Genomic DNA, 19278 nt, shown 5'->3' with positions numbered 1-19278 from the left:
CTTGTCGGTTGTCGATCACAACGCCATCGAGCTGCCCCGGATTTCCGAGGCCGAAGTGGGCGACTACATCGCGCTGTTGAAGCCGCGCGTGATGTCACTGGTGATCTTCACCGCGCTGGTTGGGCTGATGATCGCGCCGGTGCATGTCCATCCGGTGCTGGCGTTCACCTCGATCCTTTGCATCGCGGTCGGCGCCGGCGCCTCCGGCGCGCTCAACATGGCCTATGAGAGCGACGTCGACGCCTTGATGTCGCGCACCGCCAACCGGCCGATCCCGCGCGGCCGCATCACTCCGGCCGAGGCCGCCGCCTTCGGCCTGACGCTCGCCTTCTTTTCGGTGATGACGCTCGGCATCCTGGTCAACTGGGTGGCGGGCGCGCTGCTGGCCTTCACCATCTTCTTCTATGCCGTGATCTACACGATGCTGCTGAAGCGCTGGACCGCGCAGAACATCGTGATCGGCGGCGCCGCCGGCGCGCTGCCGCCGGTGGTGGCATGGGCGGCCGCGACCGGCTCGCTCTCGGTCGAGCCGATCCTGCTGTTCCTGATCATCTTCTTCTGGACCCCGCCGCACTTCTGGGCGCTGGCGCTGTTCCGCAGCGACGACTATGCGCGCGCCGGCATCCCGATGCTGCCGGTAGTCGCCGGTCCCGACGCGACCCGGCTGCAAATCCTGCTCTACACCGTCGTGCTGGTCGCAATCGCGCTGGCGCCGTGGCCGCTCGGCTATTTCGACGCGATCTACGGCGTCACCTCGCTGGTTTTGGGCGCCGGCATGCTGTGGCTCGCGATCGAGGTCTATCGCCGCCGCGAGGGTGTTGCCGCCAACCGCGCCACGCGCCGGCTGTTCGCCTTCTCGATCCTCTATCTGTTCGCGCTGTTTGCCGTCCTCCTCGCCGAGGTGGTCGTCCGCGCGATCCTGCCTGTCTTCATCGGGTAGGGACGCCGGGGGGCAAGATGGGGGTGCATGGGATACCAATGGACGAGAAACGCGAACCAGAAGGAATCGTCCTCACCGAGGCGCAGCTCAAGAGCCGCCGCCAGCGCTCGATCGCCATTGCGCTCGCGCTCGGCGTCATGGTCGTGCTGTTCTTCGCCGTCACCCTCGTCAAGGGGCCGGCCGTGCTGGTGCGGCCGCTGTGAGTGAGATGGCAAAACAGGGCGCACCGCAGGCTCCGCAAGGCGAGGGCGCCAAGGTCACGCGCCGCATGCTGACGCGCGACGCCATGGTCGCGTCGATCTGCGGCTTCGTCGTGGTGCTGATGGTCGGCGCGTCCTACGCGGCCGTGCCGTTCTACAACTGGTTCTGCCGCACCACCGGCTTCAACGGCACCACCCAGGTCGCGACCTCGCTGCCGACGGATGCGCCGCTCGCGCGCACCATTTCGGTCAGCTTCGATTCCAACGTCGCGCCGGGCCTGCCCTGGAAGTTCGAGGCCGAGCAGACCACGATCGACGTCAAGATCGGCCAGGTCGTCACGGTCTATTACACCGTGACCAACCAGTCGGCGCGCACCACGACGGGACAAGCCGCCTACAACGTCGCTCCGCTGACGGTCGGCGCCTATTTCCAGAAAATCAACTGCTTCTGCTTCACCGAGCAGACCATGGCGCCGGGCGAGAAGCGCGAGATGGCCGTGGTGTTCTATGTCGATCCGGCGCTGGCCAAGGACAGCGAGAACGACACGCTGAAAACCATCACTTTGTCCTACACCTTCTTCCCCGTGCGCGACGCCGCGCCGAAGCCCGTGGCTGCGGGCGAGGCGGAGCAGCGCAAGGGCGGCTAGTTCTGGAATTCAAGATTAAGACGTGCCTTGCGGCACGCGAATGGAGAGACGGCAATGGCTGAGGCGCAAGTCAAGCATCACGACTATCATCTCGTCGACCCGAGCCCGTGGCCGGTTGTCGGCTCGGTCTCGGCCTTCATCATGGCGCTCGGTGCGATCGGCTGGATGCACCACATGTTCTCCGCCGCCCCGATCGTGTTCGGCGTCGGCACCATCGGCGTGCTCTACACCATGGCGAGCTGGTGGGGCGACGTGATCAAGGAAGCCCAGTACAAGGGCGACCACACCCGCGTTGTGCAGATCAGCCATCGCTACGGCATGATCCTGTTCATCGCTTCCGAAGTGATGTTCTTCGTCGCCTGGTTCTGGGCCTTCTTCAATTCGGCGTTGTTCCCGGCCGATGCGGTGCACGCCACCCGCGATGCGGTGTTCGGCTGTGGCGCCGGCACGGCGATGGGCGCCTGCTCGGTTCCCGGCACCTGGCCGCCGCATGGCATCGAGACCTTCGATCCCTGGCATCTGCCGCTGCTCAACACGCTGCTGCTGCTGACCTCGGGCACCACCGTCACCTGGGCGCACCATGCGCTGCTGGAGAACGACCGCCAGGGCCTCAAGCAGGGCCTGATCCTCACCGTGATTCTCGGCGCCTGCTTCACCTGCGTGCAGGCCTATGAGTACGCCCATGCGACGTTCTCGTTCGGCGGCAACGTCTACGGCTCGACCTTCTTCATGGCGACCGGGTTCCATGGCTTCCACGTGCTGGTCGGCACCATCTTCCTGCTGGTCTGCCTGATCCGCGCCTATGCCGGCCACTTCACGCCGAAGCAGCACCTCGGCTTCGAATTTGCCGCCTGGTACTGGCACTTCGTCGACGTGGTCTGGCTGTTCCTGTTCATCTGCATCTACGTCTGGGGCCACGGCGCCGAGTCCATGGCGCACGGCGCACACTGAATTCACTGACGTGCTAAGAGGGGGGCGGCCGAACGGCCGCCCCTTTGCTTTGAAGAGGACCGATGACCGATACCCCGCCCACTGTGACCGAGAGCGCGCTGCGCGGCATCGCCTGCCGCTGCCCGCGCTGTGGCAAGGGCAAGCTCTATTCGGGCTTCCTGACGCTGGCGCCGCGCTGCCAGGCTTGCAACCTCGACTTCACCTTCATCGATGCCGGTGACGGGCCGGCGGTCTTCATCATCATGCTGGCCGGCGCCATCGTGGTCGCGGCGGCGCTGATCGTCGAGGTGAAGTACCAGCCGCCGTTCTGGGTGCATGCCGCGCTGTGGCTGCCGTTGATTTTGGTCACCACGATCCTGCCGCTGCGTTCGATGAAGGCGCTGCTGATCGCGCTGCAATTCCACCACAAGGCCGCCGAAGGCCAATTGATCGAGCGCGACCCGAAATGAATGATACGACGAACAAGGCGTTTTCCAGCGAAGCGGGCACCGGTTCACGCGAAGGAGACGCGTCAAAAGGCTCTCAACGGCCGAGCGCGGCCGGCTTCGGCATTTTCACGCTGATCCTGATCGCGGTGTTCATCGCCCTCGGCGTTTGGCAGTTGCAGCGCAGGGCCGAGAAGCATGCGCTGATTGCCGCGCTCGACGAGCGGCTGGCCGCCCCGACCGAGGCGCTGCCGCCGCCATCGGCGTGGCCTGCGGTGACCTCGGCCAAGGATGAATTCCGCCGCGTTGCGCTGACCGCGACCTACGCGAAACAGCCGGACGCGATGGTCTTCAGCTCCGGCTCGGCGGTGCGCGACGATGTCGCGGGACCCGGCACCTGGGCGTTCCTGCCGGCCAAGCTCGGCAGCGGCGAGATCGTCGTGATCAACACCGGCTTTGTCCAGAACACGATGCAGGATCGCGCCTTCGAGGATCGCGTCACCGGCCGCCTCGTCACCGGCGCGTCGGTTGAGCTGACCGGTTACATTCGCTTTCCCGAGCCGCCGGGCCGGCTGACACCGAAGGAAGATCCAACGAAGCGGCTGTGGTTCGTGCGCGATCATCGCGCGATGGCGCAGGCGCTCGGCTGGGGCAAAGATGGAGCTCAAATCGCGCCGTTCTATATCGACCTCGAGGCGCCGGTGCCCGACAGCGGCACGCCGAAGCCCGGACCGCTCAAGGTGCGGCTCAAGGACGACCACATGCAGTACGCCATCACCTGGTTCTCGCTGGCCGCCGCGGTCACGGTCGCCTTCGGCCTGTGGTGGCGCGGCCAGCGCCGCAGGGGAGCTTGAGGTCAGGTGGAGAGCGCGTGGCCGGCTCCGATCAGGCGGATCAGCATGTCGCCCCATAGCGCGCCGAGAATCCCGGTCAACACGAACGCGGTCCAGAACAGCGCGGGACGCGCGAACCGCGCCCATCGCGCCGCGGCCGCCGCCGGCAGGCCGACCGCGACCGCCAGCAGCACGATGGACGAACCGGTCTGGCCGGGGTCCACCACCCAGTCGGCCAACGAGCTGGCGAATGCCTGCGCCAGCATCGCGACGATCCAGAACGGAGCCTGGTCGCGAACCGAGCCGACGCAGAGGAATCCCGTTGTTCCCGCCACCCGGGCCCAGACGATCAGGGCGAGCGCGAACAGCGCCGCCAGCTGAACCGAGGCGACAAGATCGCCGATCCCGAGCGATCGGTCCGCCATATGCGCCAATGCCGCGCTGAGGACCAGGACGCCGACCAGCACCGGCCAGAAGGCGATCCGACCGTCACGATCGCGCGCATACAGGACCCCGATCGACACCACGCCGGCCGCCGCCAGGACGTGGCTTCCCTTGCCCGCGACCGCATGGCCTCCGATTTTGCCCAGCACTGCGGCAACGGTCCTGATCGCCCAGAACCGCAACGCGGCCTCGCGCACGCCGCTCGTCCCTCGCATCTCTATGTGACGCATGTCCATGCGCGTCTCCGCGGCAAGGTTCAGGTCGACAATGTCGGATGTGCCGCAGGCTCAGCCGAACGGCTGCTGCGCATTCGGTTGATCCATTGGGTCAAGCCGTCGAGATAGATGTACACGACCGGCGTCGTGAACAGCGTCATCAGCTGCGAGACGATCAGCCCGCCGACGATGGCAAAGCCGAGCGGCTGGCGCAGCTCCGATCCGGTGCCGGTGCCGATCATCAGCGGAACGCCGCCGAGCATCGCGCACATCGTCGTCATCAGGATCGGGCGGAAGCGCGCCTTGCAGGCCATGTAGACCGACTGCTCGGCCGGGAGATGCTGGTGGCGTTCGGCCTCCAGCGCGAAATCGATCAGCATGATGCCGTTCTTCTGCACGATGCCGATCAGCAGGATGATGCCGACCAGCCCGATCACGTCGAGGCCGAAGCCGAAGGCCCACAGCGCGAGCAGTGCGCCGAGCCCGGCGGACGGAAGGGTCGAGAGGATCGTGATCGGATGGATCGTGCTCTCATAGAGCATGCCGAGGATCAGATAGACCGCGACCACCGCGGCCAGGATCAGGATCGGCGTCGACGCGAGCGCCGCCTGGAACGCCTGCGCATTGCCCTGGAAGCTGGTGATCACGGTCGACGGCACGTGCAGGTCGGCGGTCGCCTTCTGCACCGCCGCGACCGCGGTCCCCACCGCCGTGCCCGGCGCCAGGTTGAAGCTCAGCGTGACCGACGGAAACTGGCTCTGGTGGTTCACCGAGAGCGGCGCAGTGCCGTAATCGATGCTCGCGATCTGGCTCAGAGGCACCATCGTGCCTGCGGAGGAGCGGACGTAGATGCGATTGAGCGCATAGGGGCCGAGCTGGAACGACGGATCGACCTCGAGGATCACATAATAGGTGTTGAGCGTCGTGAACAGCTGGGCGACGTGACGCTGGCCGAATGAATCATAGAGCGTATTGTCCACCGTGGCCGGATCGATGCCGAGGCGCGAGGCCGCGTCGCGGTCGATCTGCAGCTTGAGCTGACGCGCGGCGTTGGCTTGGTCGGTGGCGACGTCGGCCAGTTCCGGCAACGTCTTCAGCTTCTGATACAGCTTGCCGGCCCACAGATTGAGCTCGTCCTGGTTCACGTCGGTGAGCGTGAACTGATACTGCGTCTTGGACAGCCGGCTGGCGAGATTGATGTCCTGCGTCGCCTGCATGAACACCGACATGCCCTTGATCTTCTGCAACTCGGTGTCGAGCTGCCGGATCACCTGGTCGGCGGATGAGCTGCGCTCGTTGCGCGGCTTCAACAGCACGAACAGGCGGCCGTTGTTCTCGGTCACGGTCGGGCCGCCCGGTCCGATATAGCCGGTCGCATTGGCGACCGAGGGATTCTTGGCGATGACGTCGATGACGCTGCGTTGCAGCGTCGCCATCTGCGCCGGCGAGATGTCCGCCGAGGCCTCGGTGATGCCGGTGATCATGCCGGTGTCTTGCTGGGGAAAGAAGCCCTTGGGAATGGCCACGAACAGCAGGCCGGTCACCACGACGCTTGCCAGCATGACCGACATGGTCGTGGCCTTGTAGCGCAGCGCTTTGACAAGCACCGCCTCGTATGCCGCCTGGATCGCAACGAAGCCGCGTTCCAGCGCGCGCGACACCGCGCCGGCATTGGCGCCCTGGTGCGGCGACAGCAGATAGGCGCACATCATCGGCGTCAGGGTTACAGAGACGATCACCGACACCACGATGGCAACGCACACCGTGACGGCGAATTCCTGGAACATGCGGCCGATCACCCCGCCCATCAGCAGCAGCGGAATGAACACCGCGATCAGCGAGACCGAGATCGAGATGATGGTGAAGCCGATCTCGCCGGCGCCCTTCAGCGCGGCCTGCATCGGAGAGAGACCTTCCTCGATATGCCGCGAGATGTTCTCGATCATCACGATGGCATCGTCGACGACGAAGCCGACTGCGATCGACAGGCCCATCAGCGACAGATTGTCGAGGCTGTAGTTGAGCAGATACATCACGCCGAAGGTGCCGATCAGCGAGATCGGGACCGAGACCGCGGGGATGATGGTCGCCCACAGATTGCGCAGGAACAGGAAGATCACGCCGACCACCAGCGCAATGGTCAGCACCAGAGTAAGCTGAACGTCGGCGACGCTGGCGCGGATGGTCTGGGTGCGGTCGGAGGCGATCTGGACCTTGATGTCGGAGGGCAGGCTCGCCACCAGCTGCGGCAGCAGTTTCTTGATGCCGTCCACCGTGCTGATCACGTTGGCGCCGGGCTGGCGCTGGATCGCGAGGATGATCGCGGGCTTGTCGTTGTACCAGCCATGCAGCGTGATGTCCTCGGCCGCCACCACGGCATGCCCGATATCACGCAGGCGGACCGGCGCGCCGTTGCGATAGGCGATGATCAGATCGTCATACTTGCTCGCGGCCAGCACCTGGTCGTTGGTGGCGAGCGTATAGGCTTGCTGGCTGCCGTAAAGCACGCCCTTGGGCTGGTTCACGGTGATGTTGCCGAGCGTGGTGCGCAATTGCTCGAGATCGAGCCCCGCGGCGGCGAGCTTGGCCGGATTGACCTGCACCCGGATCGAGGGCTTCTGCATGCCGCCGATGGTGAGGAGCGAGACGCCCGGCACCTGCGACAATTTCTGCGCCAGAATGCTGTCGGCATAGTCGTCGACCTTGGTCAGCGGCTCGGTGTCCGACGTCAGCGCGATCAGCAGCACCGGCACGTCGGCCGGATTGACCTTGTGGAAGGTCGGCGGCGACGGCATGGTCTTGGGCAATTGCCCCGATGCCGCATCGATCGCGGTCTGCACGTCCTGTGCGGCCGCATCGACGCTGCGGTTCAGCGCGAACTGCAGCGTGATCTGGGTGTTGCCCAGCCCGCTGCTCGAGCTCATGCCGGTGAGGCCGGCGATCTGGCCGAATTGCCGCTCCAGCGGCGTCGCGACCGAGGAGGCCATGGTCTGCGGATCGGCGCCGGGCAATTGCGCGGTGACCTGGATCGTCGGGGTGTCCACCGTCGGCAGCGCCGAGACCGGCAGCCGCACGAAGGCGATCATGCCGACCAGCACGATGGCGATGGCTAGAAAGGCGGTGGCGACGGGCTTGCGGATAAAACCAGCGGAGATGTTCATGGCAGCATGCCTGCGCTTGCGGTGGTTGCGTCCTGGACCTGGTCTTTCTTGTCATCAGGCACGATCTCGACCGTCGTCCCCGGATTGAGCCGGTACTGACCCGCGGTGACCACGGTCTCGTTCGCCGCGAGGCCCTGCTCGATCAGCACCTGCCCGTCGCGCGACTGGCCGGTGGTGACATTGCGGATGCTGACGACGTTGTTCGCGCCGACCAGATAGGCGAAGCCGCCGTCCGGTCCCTGGCGCACCGCCGTCAGCGGCACGGTGAGCGCATCGTGGCGAACCGCGATCGTCAGATGGACGTTGACGAAAGTGCCGGGCCACAGCGTATTGCCGGCATTGGGAAAGGACGCCTTCAGCTGCACCGTGCCGGTCGTGCTGTCGACCTGGTTGTTGATCAGCATCAGACTGCCGTGGTCGAGCTCGCGCTTGTTCTGTGCATCATAGACGTCGACCGAGGCGTCTCCGGATGCCAGCGCTTGCCGCACGCCCGGGATCTCGCCGGACGGCAGCGTGAAGATCACCGCGATCGGCTGCAGCTGGGTGAGGACCACGAGCCCGTTGGTGTCGGTCGGGTGCACGATGTTGCCGGGATCGATACGGCGGATGCCGGTGACGCCGTCGAACGGCGCCGTGATCGTGGCGAAGCTCAGCTGGGTTTGCGCGGCTTCCAGCGCAGCCTTGTCGAGCGCGACGGTGCCTTCGCCCTGCGTCACCTGCGAATCCTGGGTGTCGAGCAATTGCTGGGTCGCAAAGCCCCGATTGGCGAGCGGCTGCGTTCGCGCCAAATTGGTCCTGGCGTTCTTCAGGCTCGCCTCGTCGCGCGCCAGCGCGGCTTCGGCCTGGTCGACCTGGGCCTCGTAAACCCGCGGGTCGATCTTGGCGAGCACATCGCCCCGCTTCACCTGCTTGCCCTCGACGAAATCGACGCTGTCGAGCGTGCCCTGCACCTGGGTGCGTATCGTGGCGGTGTTGATCGGCGTCACCGTGCCCAGCCCTTCGAGCACGATCGGCACATCATGCTGCAACACCTTCGCCGCCGTCACCGGAACGACTGACGTGGTGGTCTTCGACTGGGCCGCCGCTGCATGGTCCGTTGCACCGTCGGGCCGATGCACGACGTAAGCGCCGGCGCCGATTGCGGCGGCGGCCACCAGGCCCGCGCAAGCGATCTTGAAGGCTTTGGATATCATAGGTCACCAGCTCCATCGGTTGTCCGGCGGCCGATCGTTGCGACCAGCTCCAGGACAAAGGTTTCGGTTGCGCTCGCTGCGGCCGCTTCCGTTCCGCGGCCGGCGGTCAAATCGAGGTGGATGATGCGTGCGTCGAGATCGGCGGCGCGCAACGCGCCGATCAGGCTGCCTTGCGGCGCATCGTCGTTGCGATGAACGATGAGCCGGATCGCGGTCACCGTCGGCACGATGTGAAACGGCAGCGCGTCGGAGGCGACGTCGATCGCGACAACGCCGCCGCAGGGCAGCTCGCCTCGCAGCGCCAGTTCGAGCATGCGCCGCGCGACCGATCCCTCGCCGAGCAGGATCAGCTGCCGCGGGATCATGCCGACGCGATCGAGCGCGGCGGCGACGCCGCTCAGGATGCCGGCATAGCTCGCTTCGCGGAGCTCGATCGGCAGCCATGTTGCCAGCGGCGTAAGCCGGCGCCAGCGCGCGAAGGTTTCGGGCACGGCGATGGACGCGGCATCGGGGGCGACCAGGACGCCGACCAGCACGCCCGTGGTGGCGCGACGGGGCCGGACTGCAATCGTGCTGTGCGGGCTTTCGGGCATGCCCAGAAGCTGGGCTTTGGCCCGATATTATTCAAATGAATTGTCTTTATCCGTCAATTCATATCATGCATGATGACGGCATGCGGATGCGCAATCTGGATCTCAATCTCCTGCTGGTGTTCGACGCCGTGATGCGCGAGCGCAGCGTGGTGCGCGCCGCCGGCGCGCTCGCCATCAGCCAGCCCGCCGTGAGCCATGCGCTGAACCGGCTGCGTCATGCGCTCAAGGACAAACTGTTCGTCCGTACGCCGTCCGGCATGCTGCCGACGCCGCGGGCGGAAGCGCTCGCGCTGCCGGTCCGCAAGGCGCTCAGCGAACTGCAACTCGCGGTCGAGGGAGATCGCTTCGATCCGGCGCAGGCGGAACGGCGCTTCACCATTGCGGTCAACAATTATGCCGCGGTGGTCGCGGCCGGCTCGATCATCGCCGCGGTGCGCGCGCAGGCGCCCAAAGTGCGGCTGACGCTGGTGCCGAGCGGAACGCTCAATCTCGCCGACAGGCTCGATCGCGGCGAGCTTGATCTCGCGATCTCCGCCCGCGCGCTGGAGGGCGAGCGCTTTGCCGCGTGCCGGTTGATCGAGGATCGCTTCGTCGCGGTGCTGAGGACCGGTCATCCGGCCTTGCGCAAGAAGCTGACCGGCGAGACGCTGGTCGAGCTGCCGCACCTTGCGATCACCTCCAGCGGCGAAGATCTCGATTTCATCGATGCCTGGCTGCGGGCGCGCAAGGCGAGCCGCACCATTGCGACCGATGTCCCTTATCTGTCCGCCGGCGCGGTCCTGGTGCAATCGAACATGGTCGCGATCCTCGGGCGCAAGCTCGCGCTCGAATTCCGCCGCGCCTATCCGATCGAGATGCGGGAGCTGCCGTTCGATGCATCGAAATTGCAGAGCGTCATGAGCTGGCACCGCCGCTTCGACGATCTGCCGGCGCACCGCTGGCTGCGGGACACGATCGTTGCCGCCACGCGCGGCATTTGATCTGCGCCGATAGGATCCCGAATCGATACGCCCGCGCCGATCTTTGGCGTGGGCGTATCGCGGTTGACGTCAGCATCTCGTCAATGACCGACCGGGGCGGGGCCGCCGAGCTTGACCTTGCGCAAGGTCAGCGCCAGCGGGATCGCCGAGAGCGAGATCAGCATCAGGACCCAGAACGCATCCATGTAGGACAGGAACGAGGCCTGGGTCTGCACCTGCTGCCCGATCCACTGGATCGCCTGCTGGTGCGCCTGCGCCAGCGAGTTGCCCTGGGCGACGAAGAAATCGGTCACCTGGTGCAACGTGTCCTGGTATTGCGGGCTCGACGGCGTCACCTGCTCGACCAGCCGGCTTTGATGGAACTGCTGGCGGTGCGTCAGCACGTTGGAGACGATCGAGACGCCGATCGAGCCGCCGGTGTTGCGCGCCGCGTTGATCAGCGCGGAGGCCTGGTCGGTCTTGTCGGGCGGAATGCCGTCATAGGACGCCGCCATGATCGGCACGAAGATCAAGGGCAGGCCGACGCCGATCAGCATGCGTGAGCGCGCCATGAACCAGAAGCCGAGATCGGCATACACGTTGGTCATGCTGTACATCGAGGCGGCGATCACCAGCGCGCCGGCGACGATCAAATATTTCGGCTGCACCTTGGCGGCGAGCCGGCCGACCGCGAACATCATCACCATGGTGACCACGCCGCCGGGCGAGAGCACGAGGCCGGCCCAGGTCGCGGTGTAGCCGAAATCCTGCTGCACCAGTTGCGGCAGGAACTGGGTGGTCGCGAGCAGGATGGCGCCGGTCGCCAACATCACCAGGAAGCAGGCGCCGAACTGCCGGGTCGCGACCATGCGCAGGTCGATCATCGGATTGCGGCGGGTCATCTCCCACGGGATCATCAGCACGAACGCCGTGGCGCTGATCGCCGCAAAGGTGATGATGAAGGGCGAGCCGAACCAGTCGTCCTCGAGGCCGCGGTCGAGCGTCACCTCGAGCGCGCCGAGGAAGGTCGCAACCAGCGCGAAGCCGATGAAATCGAAGCTGTTGTTCTGCGGCTGTGCGGCCTTCTGCGCTCCTTTGGCCTTCGCGGGCTCCTGCAGCACCGCTGCGATCAGCGCGATCGCGAACACGCCGACCGGGGCGTTGATCAGGAAGCACCAGTGCCAGGACAGATTGTCGGACAGCCAGCCGCCGAGCGTCGGCCCGACCACCGGCGCCACCACCACGGCGATGCCGAACACCGCAAACGCCTGGCCGCGCTTGGCCGGCGGAAAGGCGTCGGCGAGGATCGACTGCGCCACCGGCACCATGCCGCCGCCGCCGAGGCCCTGCAGGATGCGGAACAGCAGCAGCGCGTTCAGGTTGGGCGCGAAGCCGCACAGCACCGAGCTCACCGTGAAGATGCCGAGGCAGATCAGGAAGAAGGTCTTGCGCCCGAGCATTCGCGCGAGAAAGCCGGAGACGGTCAGGATGATGGCGTTGGACACCAGGTAGGTCGTGACCACCCAGGACGCTTCGTCCTCGCTCACGCCCATGCCGCCCGCGATATAGGGCAGCGCGACGTTGGCGATGGTGGTGTCGAGCACCTCCATGAAGCTCGCGAGCGCAACCACGATGGCGATCAGCCAGGGATTGACGGCAACGCTCGGAGCAGGGAGGCTTTTGGCATCGATCGCTGTTGCACTCATGACAGCCTCCCTGGATCAAAGCTTCTCAAGACGCTCGAGCAGTGATGGAGCGGGATTGATCCGCACCGTCGGGACGACGGACATGCCCGGGCCGAGCGCGACGTCGGTCGGCGGGTTGTCCATCACGATCTTGACCGGCACGCGCTGCACGATCTTGACGTAGTTGCCGGTGGCGTTCTGCGCCGGCAGCAGCGAGAACGCGGTGCCCGATCCCGGCTGCACGCTTTCGACATGGCCCCGGATCGTGCGGCCGGGATAGGCGTCGATCTTCAGCGTCACCTTCTCGCCCGGACGCATCTGGTCGAGCTGGATCTCCTTGAAGTTCGCGGTGACCCAGGTCTGGTCGGGCACGAACATCGTGAGGTTGGTGCCGGCCTGCGCGAATTGGCCGACCGCCGCCGACAGGTTGACGACGCGCCCGGGCTGCGCGGCGGTCACCGTCGTATAGGAGAGATTGAGCTCTGCCTGGTCGCGCTGCGCCTCGGCCTGGGCGAGGTTCGCGACCGCGCTCTTGCGCTGCGCCTTCAGCGATTCCACCTGGCGCTGCGCGAGGTTGAGCGTCGCCTGTGCGCTCAGCAGAGACGCCTGCTGCTGATGCAGTTGCGAGGTGTACTGCTCGGAATTCTGCACGGTGCCGTAGCCGGTCTGCTCCAGATGCTGGTAGCGCGTCGCCTGCTGCTGGGCGAAGGTCAGCGCCGCCTGCGCCTGGTCGACCTGGGCCTGGTTGGCCGATATCTGCGCCTGCTGCACGTCGAGCTGCGCATCGACATTCTGGATGCTGGCCTGCGCGGCCGCGACCTGCGCCTCGGCCTGCGCCAGCGCGACGCGATAGTCGCGGTCGTCGATGCGCGCGATCACGTCGCCGGCGGCGATGTGCTGGTTGTCGGTGACCGGAACCGCAGTGATGTAGCCGGAGACCTTTGGCGCGAGCGCGAACTGCCGCGCCGCGATGAAGGCGTCGTCAGTGGATTCGAAATGCCCGGTGTAGTCCATGTAGAGGGTGCCGCCGCCGAGCGTGGCGGCGAGCAGCACGGCGCCGATCGCGGAGACCATCGGACGGCGGCGCAGGAAGCCGCGCCGCTGTGGGGCGACCTCCGGCGGGACTGTCTCCGGCGGGGCGGGCTGCTTGCTTGCGGGGCGCTCCTGCGCCGGAGCCCGCGCGGTCACCTCCGGCCGCTCGGACGTGACGTTGGGCTCGTGAGAGGCCGGCGCCGAGGGCGAACCCTCGATGCGCTCGTGCCCTCCGTGGTCGCGCTCCAAAACAGTGTCTTCGAACATGATGGCTGCTCCTGCTGTTGGGCGAGGTCTGCAAGGCCTTCGCAAAAGGGAACGATACCGTTCCGTTCTGTGCGACAAATAGTCTCGCGGCAGTGCAGCGTCAATAGAAACGGAACTGTACCGTTCTATTTACAACTAGATGTGATAGGGCTATATTGCCTGATGTTGCCGGCCGGACCGGCCCATGGAACCCGGGGAAGACTGATGACCACCAGTACCCTGAAGATGCCGCGGGCGCCCAAGACCAGGACGGCGACCGGGCCGGCCAAAGTCCGCGCCGGCCGGCCGCCAAAGGAATTGGCGGGCGAGGTCGACGCGCGCATCCTCGACGCCGCACGCAAGGTATTCCTCGAGCGCGGCTTCGAAGGCGCCAGTATCGACGAGATCGCCGAGGCCGCGCGTTCCGGCAAGCGCACCATCTATGCGCGCTTCCGCGACAAGCGGGCGCTGTTCACCGAGGTGGTGACGCGGGACATCCTGTCACGCATTGCGGAGTTCAAGGCGGACGCGCCGCTCGGCGCGACGGTGGAGGAACGCCTCACCAGCGTCGCCTCGACCCTGTTGCATTGGGGCCTCGACGCCGACCGGATCGGCCTGATGCGGCTTGCCATCGCGGAGGCGCATCGCTTCCCGGATCTCGCGGCCACCGTCAACCGCAGGGCGCGCGCGCTCGCCACCGAGCTCGGTGTTCATCTGCTGCGCGACCTGACGCGATCCGACGAACTCGGCAAGCTGCCCGCCTTCGCGCCGGAGCACCTGCCTACCACCGCGCGCCTGTTCCTCGACATCATCGCGGTACCGATGCTGCTCCGGGCTCTCTACGAAGTCGACTTGAAGGCACTCGATCCCGAACTCGACGAGCACGTCGCGCGCGGCGTCGCGTTCTTCGTCGCGGGGTGCAGGAGCGGCTGGGTTGAGAGTCCCGAGTCGTAGGCGACTCTCAGCCCGGCGCGCGCTCCACGGCGTGGCGCAGCCAGACCATGCCGCCTTCCAGCGTCTCGCAATGCGTGAGCCGGAGCGACTGCCCGGCGCCGGGGCGGTCGCCTTCCGGGCCGTGATAGTCAACGATGCTCTGCGATCCCGCGACGCCGTCGACCGCCGGATGGATCAACGTGCTGAACTCGTCGATCAGTCCGTGCTTGAGGAAGGCGCCGTTGATCCCGCCGCCGCCTTCGAGCAGCAGCGTCTTGGCGCCGAACAGCGATGCGAGCTGCGTCATCGCGCTCGCCAGATCGTCGCCCTTGCGGCCTGCGAAGATGTAGGACGCGCCGTCCTCGCGCAACTCGGCAAGATGGCTGTCCGAGACCTGTTCGCCGAGCACCGCCACGGCGTGGTCGCCGCCGACATTGTCCTTGCCGAAATGCACGCGGCCCGACGGATCGATGCCGACCGCGAGCTTGCGACCGTTGCGGTTGCCGAGATGCGCCTCGCGCGGCAGCCTGGGCGCATTGGCGAAGGGCCGCTCGGTTCCCTTGGCCATTTCGTTCATGGTGACGCGGCCGATGATCCATCCATCGGCGTTGAAGCCGTCATGGATCCTCTCATAGTGGGAGCGCAGCACGTCGGCCGGGATGCCGGCGGCCGGCTTGGTGAAGCGGCTGGGATGCAGCCGGCCGTCGATCGACGTGCCCATGTGGCAGATGATGTGGGGTCGCATAGACTAACTCTTCGGTGGAGCGGCGCGGTGACAGCCCGCGGGGGAGGGGCAACCTCTGATCTAGAATGGCAGAGGCACGTTCTCAATGCCGATAACGCAGCAGTGTTTGGCAACCTGCCCGCCGAATGGAACCGGCAGCGCCGCTCCACGTCTCTCCTTACGCCTCCTTGGCGTATTGCTCGTAAAGCCGGGCTGCATTGTCCCAGCGAATGGCCTCCATGTAGACGTCGACATAGCGTGCCGCGGCGGCACCGAAGTCCATGTGATAGGCGTGCTCATACATGTCGAGCACGAGGACCGGACGGCCGCCGGCCAGCGTCGTCGTGTGATCCGCGGCCCATTGATTGACCAGCCGCTTGTCGCGGGGCGAGTAGGCGAGGATCACCCACCCCGAACCGCCACCTTCCGCCTTGCCCATCGCCGCGAATTCCGTCCGCCAGCGCTCCATGCTGCCGAAGTCGCGCGCAATCGCCTCGGCGAGCGCTCCGTTCGGTTTGCCGGCGCCGCCGAGTCCATCGAAATAGACTTCATGCAGGATCATCGAGTTCGCCGCGACCAGCTCCTCGCGCTTCAGGCCGTTGATCACAAAGTTCGGCGCCTTGGCAAAGTCGAGTTCGGCAAGCTGCGTGCCGATGGCATTCAGCCGCTTCACCGCACCGACGTAATTGTTCTCGTAGTGGCTGACGAGAATCTTCTCCGAGATGCCGCTGATCGATTTTGGGTCGAACGACATCGGCTTTGCCTGATAGGACATGGCCCTGGTTCCTGTCTGCTGGTTGGTTTCGGCAGCGGCTTGGTTGGCGCCCAGCACGACTGCCGATGCGGTGGCCGCGCCGACCGCGGTGATGAAGTTTCGGCGCTCGGTGTTGATGGTCATGGGTCCTCCTGATATTGAGCAATGCCGGTACGTTTGGATCTAAGGCGCAAAAGGTTCGCGCTATTCCTTCGTGAGCCCGACGATGGTCCGGTATCCCGAGATGTCCTGCACCGAGAACGCGACGGGGTCGCCGAAACGGACGGCGTTGAACAGCAGGCCGTCCTGAACCTTGAACGGTTCGGTCCTGTCCGGCGCTAGGCGTATCCTGATCGTGTCGCTGCGTTCGTCGATGCTGTCGACGACGCCGCGTAGGGTCTCGGTCGCCGGCGGGTGGTTGGCTGCCGCCTCGGCCAATGCGACGGTGGCCTGCTGCTGCTCGCTGACGTCGGCGTAGGCGGGCATGGCGGTGCCCGCGATCGCGAGCGTCAGGATCAGGTGAAAGAATCTTCGTTCCTGCATGTTTGTTCTCCCGGTTGTGTTGTGCTGCCCCAGGTTTCTCGAGATGGCGTCGCTTCGTTCAGATCGCGCCTGCCAGGCGCAACAGCACGCCTGCGGTGCAGGATGCGGCGAGGACGCTGAGCATCCCCACATTGAAACGGAAGATCGCAATCGCTGCGGCTGCCGACAGCGCAAGCGCAGGCCAGTCGACGCTAGCAGGCACCGGCGCGTCGAACGACAGGCCGAGCCCGTGGACCGGGAAGGTCTGCCGGAACAGCGTATGCAGCGCGAACCAGATCGACAGGTTGAGGATCACGCCGACCACGGCGGCGGTGATCGCGGAAAGCGCGCCCGCCAGCACCTTGTTGCCGCGCAGTGCTTCGATGTAGGGCGCGCCGACGAAGATCCACAGGAAGCACGGTGTGAACGTCACCCATGTCGCCAGCAACCCGCCGAGCGTGGCGGCAAGCATCGGCGACAGCCCGCTTGCCTCGCGGAAGGCGGCCATGAAGCCCACGAACTGCACCACCATGATGAGCGGTCCGGGCGTGGTCTCGGCCATGCCGAGCCCGTCCAGCATCTCGCGCGGACTGACCCAGTGATAATATTCGGCGGCCTGCTGTGCGACATAGGCCAGCACGGCGTAGGCCCCGCCGAACGTCACCATCGCCATCTTGCTGAAGAAGATCGCGATCTGGGTGAACACGTCGCCGGGCCCCAAGACGACGAGCATCGCGAACACCGGAACCAGCCAGAGCGCGAGCCAGACGGCGCCGACACGCAAGGTGCGCGACGCGTTAGGACGGACATGATCAGGCACCTCTTCGCCCAGCATGCTGTCGATCACGGCGGAATTCTTCCCGCCATGTTCGACGGCGGCAAATTCGCTCCGGCCCAGGCGTGCGCCGATCAGTCCTGTGACGGCGGCAGCGCCGATGATCAGCGGAAACGGCACGGCGAAGAAGAAGATCGCGACAAAGGCGATGGCCGCGAGCGCGATCATTACGCGGTTGCGCAGCGCGCGTTTGCCGACCCGCACGACAGCCTGGATGACAATGGCAAGCACCGCGGCCTTCAGGCCGAAGAACAGGGCCTCCACAAACCCCACATTGCCGTACGCTGCGTAGACATAGCTGAGGCCCATGATGGCGAGGATGCCGGGCAGGATGAACAATCCGCCCGCCACGATGCCCCCAGGCGTCCGGTGCAGCAACCAACCGATATAGGTCGCGAGCTGCTGCGCTTCCGGTCCCGGCAGCAGCATGCAGTAGTTGAGGGCGTGCAGGAAACGCCCTTCCGAGATCCAGTTCTTCTCCTCGACCAGAATGCGATGCATCACCGCGATCTGGCCGGCCGGTCCGCCGAAGCTCAGGATGGCGACACGCGTCCAGACGAGCAGCGCCTCGTGAAATGAGATGCCGTGCGCGTGCTCCTGTCCGCGCGCCCCTGGTGTTGTTACGACGTCCGTCATGGCTTCACCTTGCTGGTCGGCCAGTTGTGCGTCTCCCGCGTCGCGTCGCGGCACCAGCGATAGAAGGCGTCGTAGAGCAGCATGCCGGCGCTCAGTTGTTCGAGGTCGTCGTCGAACATGCGCGATAGGCCGAGCGAAGCGGCGAGCAGCCCCGGCGCCTCCGGCGAAAGATCGAGCCGCGCGGTATCCGCGGCCCGCACCATCGTCGCGAGCCGCTCCAGTGCAGGCGTCGACAGGCCAAACTCCCTGACCATCACGTCGAAGGTGCAGAGCTCGCCGCGATGGCTCCAGAACACGTTCTCGATGTCGAACGGTGTGGCGTCGAAGCGTTCGGCGACGGCCTCGACTTCCGCTGATGTGACGAACAGGAACATGGCCGCGGGATCGACAAAGCGGCGGATCAGCCACGGGCAGGCGATGCGATCGATCTTCGGCCGCGATCGCGTCACCCAGACGGTGCGGCCGCGCCCGTCGCGTTTCGGAACCCTGTCGACAGGAACGGTCGGAAGCTCCGCGGCCTTCCAAGCGAGGTGGCCGCCCTCGAGAACTTCGGCAGCAATGTTGCCGCACCGGAGCCAGGCGGCGGTGCCTTCGCTGAGCTTCTGTCCCTTCTGGCAGATCACGACCACGGACTGGCCGGAAAGGCGGGGAGCCCAGTCCTGGACATCGAGGTGGGAGTGCCTGATGGCGCCAGGGATCAAGCGCGGATCGGCGGCGAAATCCTCATCGAGGCGAACGTCGACGAGCGTCGGCGCTTTGGCCGTACCGATGAGACGAGACAGTTTTTCGGATGAGATCGATGTGTATGATGACATGGTGCGTCCTTGGTGAACAGGACGCGATTCTTGGGCATGTCGCCTCGCGGGGAGATCGCACATCCCCGTGCCGTCAATAAAAGACTTATGCCCGTTGCTGTCAACCGCTCCACTGGATCGACGGATCACCAAGAATTCACAGTCGATGACGGGAACAATGTCGCCGCCGACATCTCAGTCGTGCCGTTTCCCGATGCCGCCCAGAACGGGCCGACAGCGTTATTGACCAATATAGGGTACCCCCCTATATTACCTGCATGCATACCATCAAGCACAAGTCCAAGCTCGTCGGCCGAGTTCGCCGCATCAAGGGTCAGCTCGAGGCCGTCGAGCGGGCGCTGGAGTCCGAGATCGGCTGTGCCGACGTGTTGATGCTGGTGGCCTCGGTTCGCGGCGCCATCAACGGCCTGACCGCGGAACTGCTCGAGGATCACATCCGCCATCACGTGGTGGATCCGGCCCGGGAGAAGGATCCCGAGAGAGCGCAGGGCGCGGCCGACTTGATCGACGTCGTTCGTACCTATTTGAAGTGAAG

20 protein-coding genes are annotated in these 19278 nt (G+C 65.7%); 9 read left to right on the top strand and 11 right to left on the bottom strand.

Translation table 11 applies throughout. The features are described 5' to 3' along the window. The first annotated feature begins 1 nt into the window (after nt 1). The 6 genes from AAFG07_RS38830 to AAFG07_RS38805 all read left to right on the top strand — a co-directional run bounded on the left by AAFG07_RS38830 (nt 2) and on the right by AAFG07_RS38805 (nt 4017). Complete coding sequence (locus AAFG07_RS38830) at nt 2-940, top strand: heme o synthase (RefSeq protein WP_212319919.1); 939 nt, start codon at nt 2-4, stop codon at nt 938-940. A 38-nt stretch (nt 941-978) separates the two neighbouring features. After that, entirely contained in the window at nt 979-1143 is a 165-nt protein-coding gene (locus AAFG07_RS38825; RefSeq protein WP_176528844.1) for a CoxF protein, read from the top strand. 5 nt (nt 1144-1148) lie between these two features. Next, a complete protein-coding gene (locus AAFG07_RS38820; RefSeq protein ID WP_342724859.1) occupies nt 1149-1787 on the top strand; it encodes a cytochrome c oxidase assembly protein in 639 nt (212 codons plus the stop codon). 54 nt (nt 1788-1841) lie between these two features. After that, nucleotides 1842-2738: a cytochrome c oxidase subunit 3 gene (locus AAFG07_RS38815; RefSeq protein ID WP_092119134.1), complete on the top strand. Its 897-nt coding sequence runs from the start codon at nt 1842-1844 to the stop codon at nt 2736-2738. Between the two features lie 62 nt (nt 2739-2800). After that, nucleotides 2801-3187, top strand: coding sequence for a DUF983 domain-containing protein (locus tag AAFG07_RS38810; protein WP_342724858.1), 387 nt, complete (start codon nt 2801-2803; stop codon nt 3185-3187). Continuing rightward, on the top strand, nt 3184-4017 hold the full coding sequence (locus AAFG07_RS38805) for an SURF1 family cytochrome oxidase biogenesis protein (protein ID WP_342724857.1): 834 nt from the start codon (nt 3184-3186) through the stop codon (nt 4015-4017). Before AAFG07_RS38810 ends, AAFG07_RS38805 begins: the two co-directional genes overlap by 4 nt. Before the next feature lie 2 nt (nt 4018-4019). Here the strand turns inward: AAFG07_RS38805 and AAFG07_RS38800 are convergent, their stop codons facing one another. From AAFG07_RS38800 to AAFG07_RS38785, 4 genes are read right to left on the bottom strand one after another with little or no spacing between them, the layout of a single operon-like run. Next, the gene (locus tag AAFG07_RS38800; RefSeq protein WP_342724856.1) at nt 4020-4676 is read right to left on the bottom strand and encodes a hypothetical protein; all 657 of its coding nucleotides are present in this window, start codon (nt 4674-4676) and stop codon (nt 4020-4022) included. 20 nt (nt 4677-4696) lie between these two features. Beyond that, a complete protein-coding gene (locus AAFG07_RS38795) occupies nt 4697-7816 on the bottom strand; it encodes an efflux RND transporter permease subunit (RefSeq protein WP_342724855.1) in 3120 nt (1039 codons plus the stop codon). Then, nucleotides 7813-9009: an efflux RND transporter periplasmic adaptor subunit gene (locus tag AAFG07_RS38790; protein WP_342724854.1), complete on the bottom strand. Its 1197-nt coding sequence runs from the start codon at nt 9007-9009 to the stop codon at nt 7813-7815. Before AAFG07_RS38790 ends, AAFG07_RS38795 begins: the two co-directional genes overlap by 4 nt. Next, nucleotides 9006-9602, bottom strand: coding sequence for a hypothetical protein (locus AAFG07_RS38785; protein WP_342724853.1), 597 nt, complete (start codon nt 9600-9602; stop codon nt 9006-9008). Before AAFG07_RS38785 ends, AAFG07_RS38790 begins: the two co-directional genes overlap by 4 nt. Before the next feature lie 80 nt (nt 9603-9682). Between AAFG07_RS38785 and AAFG07_RS38780 the strand changes: the two genes are divergently transcribed. Continuing rightward, complete coding sequence (locus AAFG07_RS38780; protein ID WP_342724852.1) at nt 9683-10582, top strand: LysR family transcriptional regulator; 900 nt, start codon at nt 9683-9685, stop codon at nt 10580-10582. A gap of 80 nt (nt 10583-10662) precedes the next feature. On the opposite strand, the gene AAFG07_RS38775 is transcribed toward AAFG07_RS38780, so the two are convergent. Further along, complete coding sequence (locus AAFG07_RS38775) at nt 10663-12267, bottom strand: DHA2 family efflux MFS transporter permease subunit (protein ID WP_342724851.1); 1605 nt, start codon at nt 12265-12267, stop codon at nt 10663-10665. 15 nt (nt 12268-12282) lie between these two features. After that, entirely contained in the window at nt 12283-13527 is a 1245-nt protein-coding gene (locus AAFG07_RS38770) for an HlyD family secretion protein (RefSeq protein WP_342729373.1), read from the bottom strand. A gap of 222 nt (nt 13528-13749) precedes the next feature. On the opposite strand from AAFG07_RS38770, the gene AAFG07_RS38765 reads away from it, so the two are divergent. Next, nucleotides 13750-14478 (top strand): TetR/AcrR family transcriptional regulator, encoded by a 729-nt coding sequence (locus tag AAFG07_RS38765; RefSeq protein WP_342724850.1) that lies wholly within the window; start codon nt 13750-13752, stop codon nt 14476-14478. 7 nt (nt 14479-14485) lie between these two features. On the opposite strand, the gene AAFG07_RS38760 is transcribed toward AAFG07_RS38765, so the two are convergent. The 5 genes from AAFG07_RS38760 to AAFG07_RS38740 all read right to left on the bottom strand — a co-directional run bounded on the left by AAFG07_RS38760 (nt 14486) and on the right by AAFG07_RS38740 (nt 18743). After that, entirely contained in the window at nt 14486-15202 is a 717-nt protein-coding gene (locus AAFG07_RS38760) for a RibD family protein (RefSeq protein ID WP_342724849.1), read from the bottom strand. A gap of 157 nt (nt 15203-15359) precedes the next feature. Then, nucleotides 15360-15956 carry a Fe-Mn family superoxide dismutase gene (locus tag AAFG07_RS38755; RefSeq protein ID WP_342729372.1) on the bottom strand — a complete coding sequence of 199 codons (597 nt, stop codon included), beginning with the start codon at nt 15954-15956 and terminating at the stop codon, nt 15360-15362. Between the two features lie 183 nt (nt 15957-16139). Further along, nucleotides 16140-16478 carry a hypothetical protein gene (locus AAFG07_RS38750; RefSeq protein WP_342724848.1) on the bottom strand — a complete coding sequence of 113 codons (339 nt, stop codon included), beginning with the start codon at nt 16476-16478 and terminating at the stop codon, nt 16140-16142. A 58-nt stretch (nt 16479-16536) separates the two neighbouring features. Then, nucleotides 16537-17928, bottom strand: coding sequence for a chromate efflux transporter (chrA, locus tag AAFG07_RS38745; RefSeq protein WP_342724847.1), 1392 nt, complete (start codon nt 17926-17928; stop codon nt 16537-16539). Further along, on the bottom strand, nt 17925-18743 hold the full coding sequence (locus AAFG07_RS38740) for a sulfurtransferase/chromate resistance protein (protein WP_342724846.1): 819 nt from the start codon (nt 18741-18743) through the stop codon (nt 17925-17927). Before AAFG07_RS38740 ends, chrA begins: the two co-directional genes overlap by 4 nt. Nucleotides 18744-19000: 257 nt before the next feature. Between AAFG07_RS38740 and AAFG07_RS38735 the strand changes: the two genes are divergently transcribed. After that, on the top strand, nt 19001-19276 hold the full coding sequence (locus tag AAFG07_RS38735) for a metal/formaldehyde-sensitive transcriptional repressor (protein ID WP_229166898.1): 276 nt from the start codon (nt 19001-19003) through the stop codon (nt 19274-19276). Nucleotides 19277-19278: the final 2 nt, after the last annotated feature.

Origin of the sequence: Bradyrhizobium sp. B097 (genome assembly GCF_038957035.1) — a bacterium.
Taxonomy (GTDB): Bacteria; Pseudomonadota; Alphaproteobacteria; order Rhizobiales; family Xanthobacteraceae; genus Bradyrhizobium.
The sequence above is the reverse complement of the archived record's forward strand: the minus strand, read 5'-3'. Positions and strand labels throughout refer to the sequence as shown.

Coding starts and splice junctions, on each gene's coding strand:
- AAFG07_RS38825 (WP_176528844.1), top strand. CDS start 979: ATGGACGAGAAACGCGAACCAGAAGGAATCGTCCTCACCGAGGCGCAG.
- AAFG07_RS38820 (WP_342724859.1), top strand. CDS start 1,149: ATGGCAAAACAGGGCGCACCGCAGGCTCCGCAAGGCGAGGGCGCCAAG.
- AAFG07_RS38815 (WP_092119134.1), top strand. CDS start 1,842: ATGGCTGAGGCGCAAGTCAAGCATCACGACTATCATCTCGTCGACCCG.
- AAFG07_RS38810 (WP_342724858.1), top strand. CDS start 2,801: ATGACCGATACCCCGCCCACTGTGACCGAGAGCGCGCTGCGCGGCATC.
- AAFG07_RS38805 (WP_342724857.1), top strand. CDS start 3,184: ATGAATGATACGACGAACAAGGCGTTTTCCAGCGAAGCGGGCACCGGT.
- AAFG07_RS38800 (WP_342724856.1), bottom strand. CDS start 4,676: ATGGACATGCGTCACATAGAGATGCGAGGGACGAGCGGCGTGCGCGAG.
- AAFG07_RS38795 (WP_342724855.1), bottom strand. CDS start 7,816: ATGAACATCTCCGCTGGTTTTATCCGCAAGCCCGTCGCCACCGCCTTT.
- AAFG07_RS38790 (WP_342724854.1), bottom strand. CDS start 9,009: ATGATATCCAAAGCCTTCAAGATCGCTTGCGCGGGCCTGGTGGCCGCC.
- AAFG07_RS38785 (WP_342724853.1), bottom strand. CDS start 9,602: ATGCCCGAAAGCCCGCACAGCACGATTGCAGTCCGGCCCCGTCGCGCC.
- AAFG07_RS38780 (WP_342724852.1), top strand. CDS start 9,683: ATGCGGATGCGCAATCTGGATCTCAATCTCCTGCTGGTGTTCGACGCC.
- AAFG07_RS38775 (WP_342724851.1), bottom strand. CDS start 12,267: ATGAGTGCAACAGCGATCGATGCCAAAAGCCTCCCTGCTCCGAGCGTT.
- AAFG07_RS38765 (WP_342724850.1), top strand. CDS start 13,750: ATGACCACCAGTACCCTGAAGATGCCGCGGGCGCCCAAGACCAGGACG.
- AAFG07_RS38760 (WP_342724849.1), bottom strand. CDS start 15,202: ATGCGACCCCACATCATCTGCCACATGGGCACGTCGATCGACGGCCGG.
- AAFG07_RS38755 (WP_342729372.1), bottom strand. CDS start 15,956: ATGTCCTATCAGGCAAAGCCGATGTCGTTCGACCCAAAATCGATCAGC.
- AAFG07_RS38750 (WP_342724848.1), bottom strand. CDS start 16,478: ATGCAGGAACGAAGATTCTTTCACCTGATCCTGACGCTCGCGATCGCG.
- chrA (WP_342724847.1), bottom strand. CDS start 17,928: ATGACGGACGTCGTAACAACACCAGGGGCGCGCGGACAGGAGCACGCG.
- AAFG07_RS38740 (WP_342724846.1), bottom strand. CDS start 18,743: ATGTCATCATACACATCGATCTCATCCGAAAAACTGTCTCGTCTCATC.
- AAFG07_RS38735 (WP_229166898.1), top strand. CDS start 19,001: ATGCATACCATCAAGCACAAGTCCAAGCTCGTCGGCCGAGTTCGCCGC.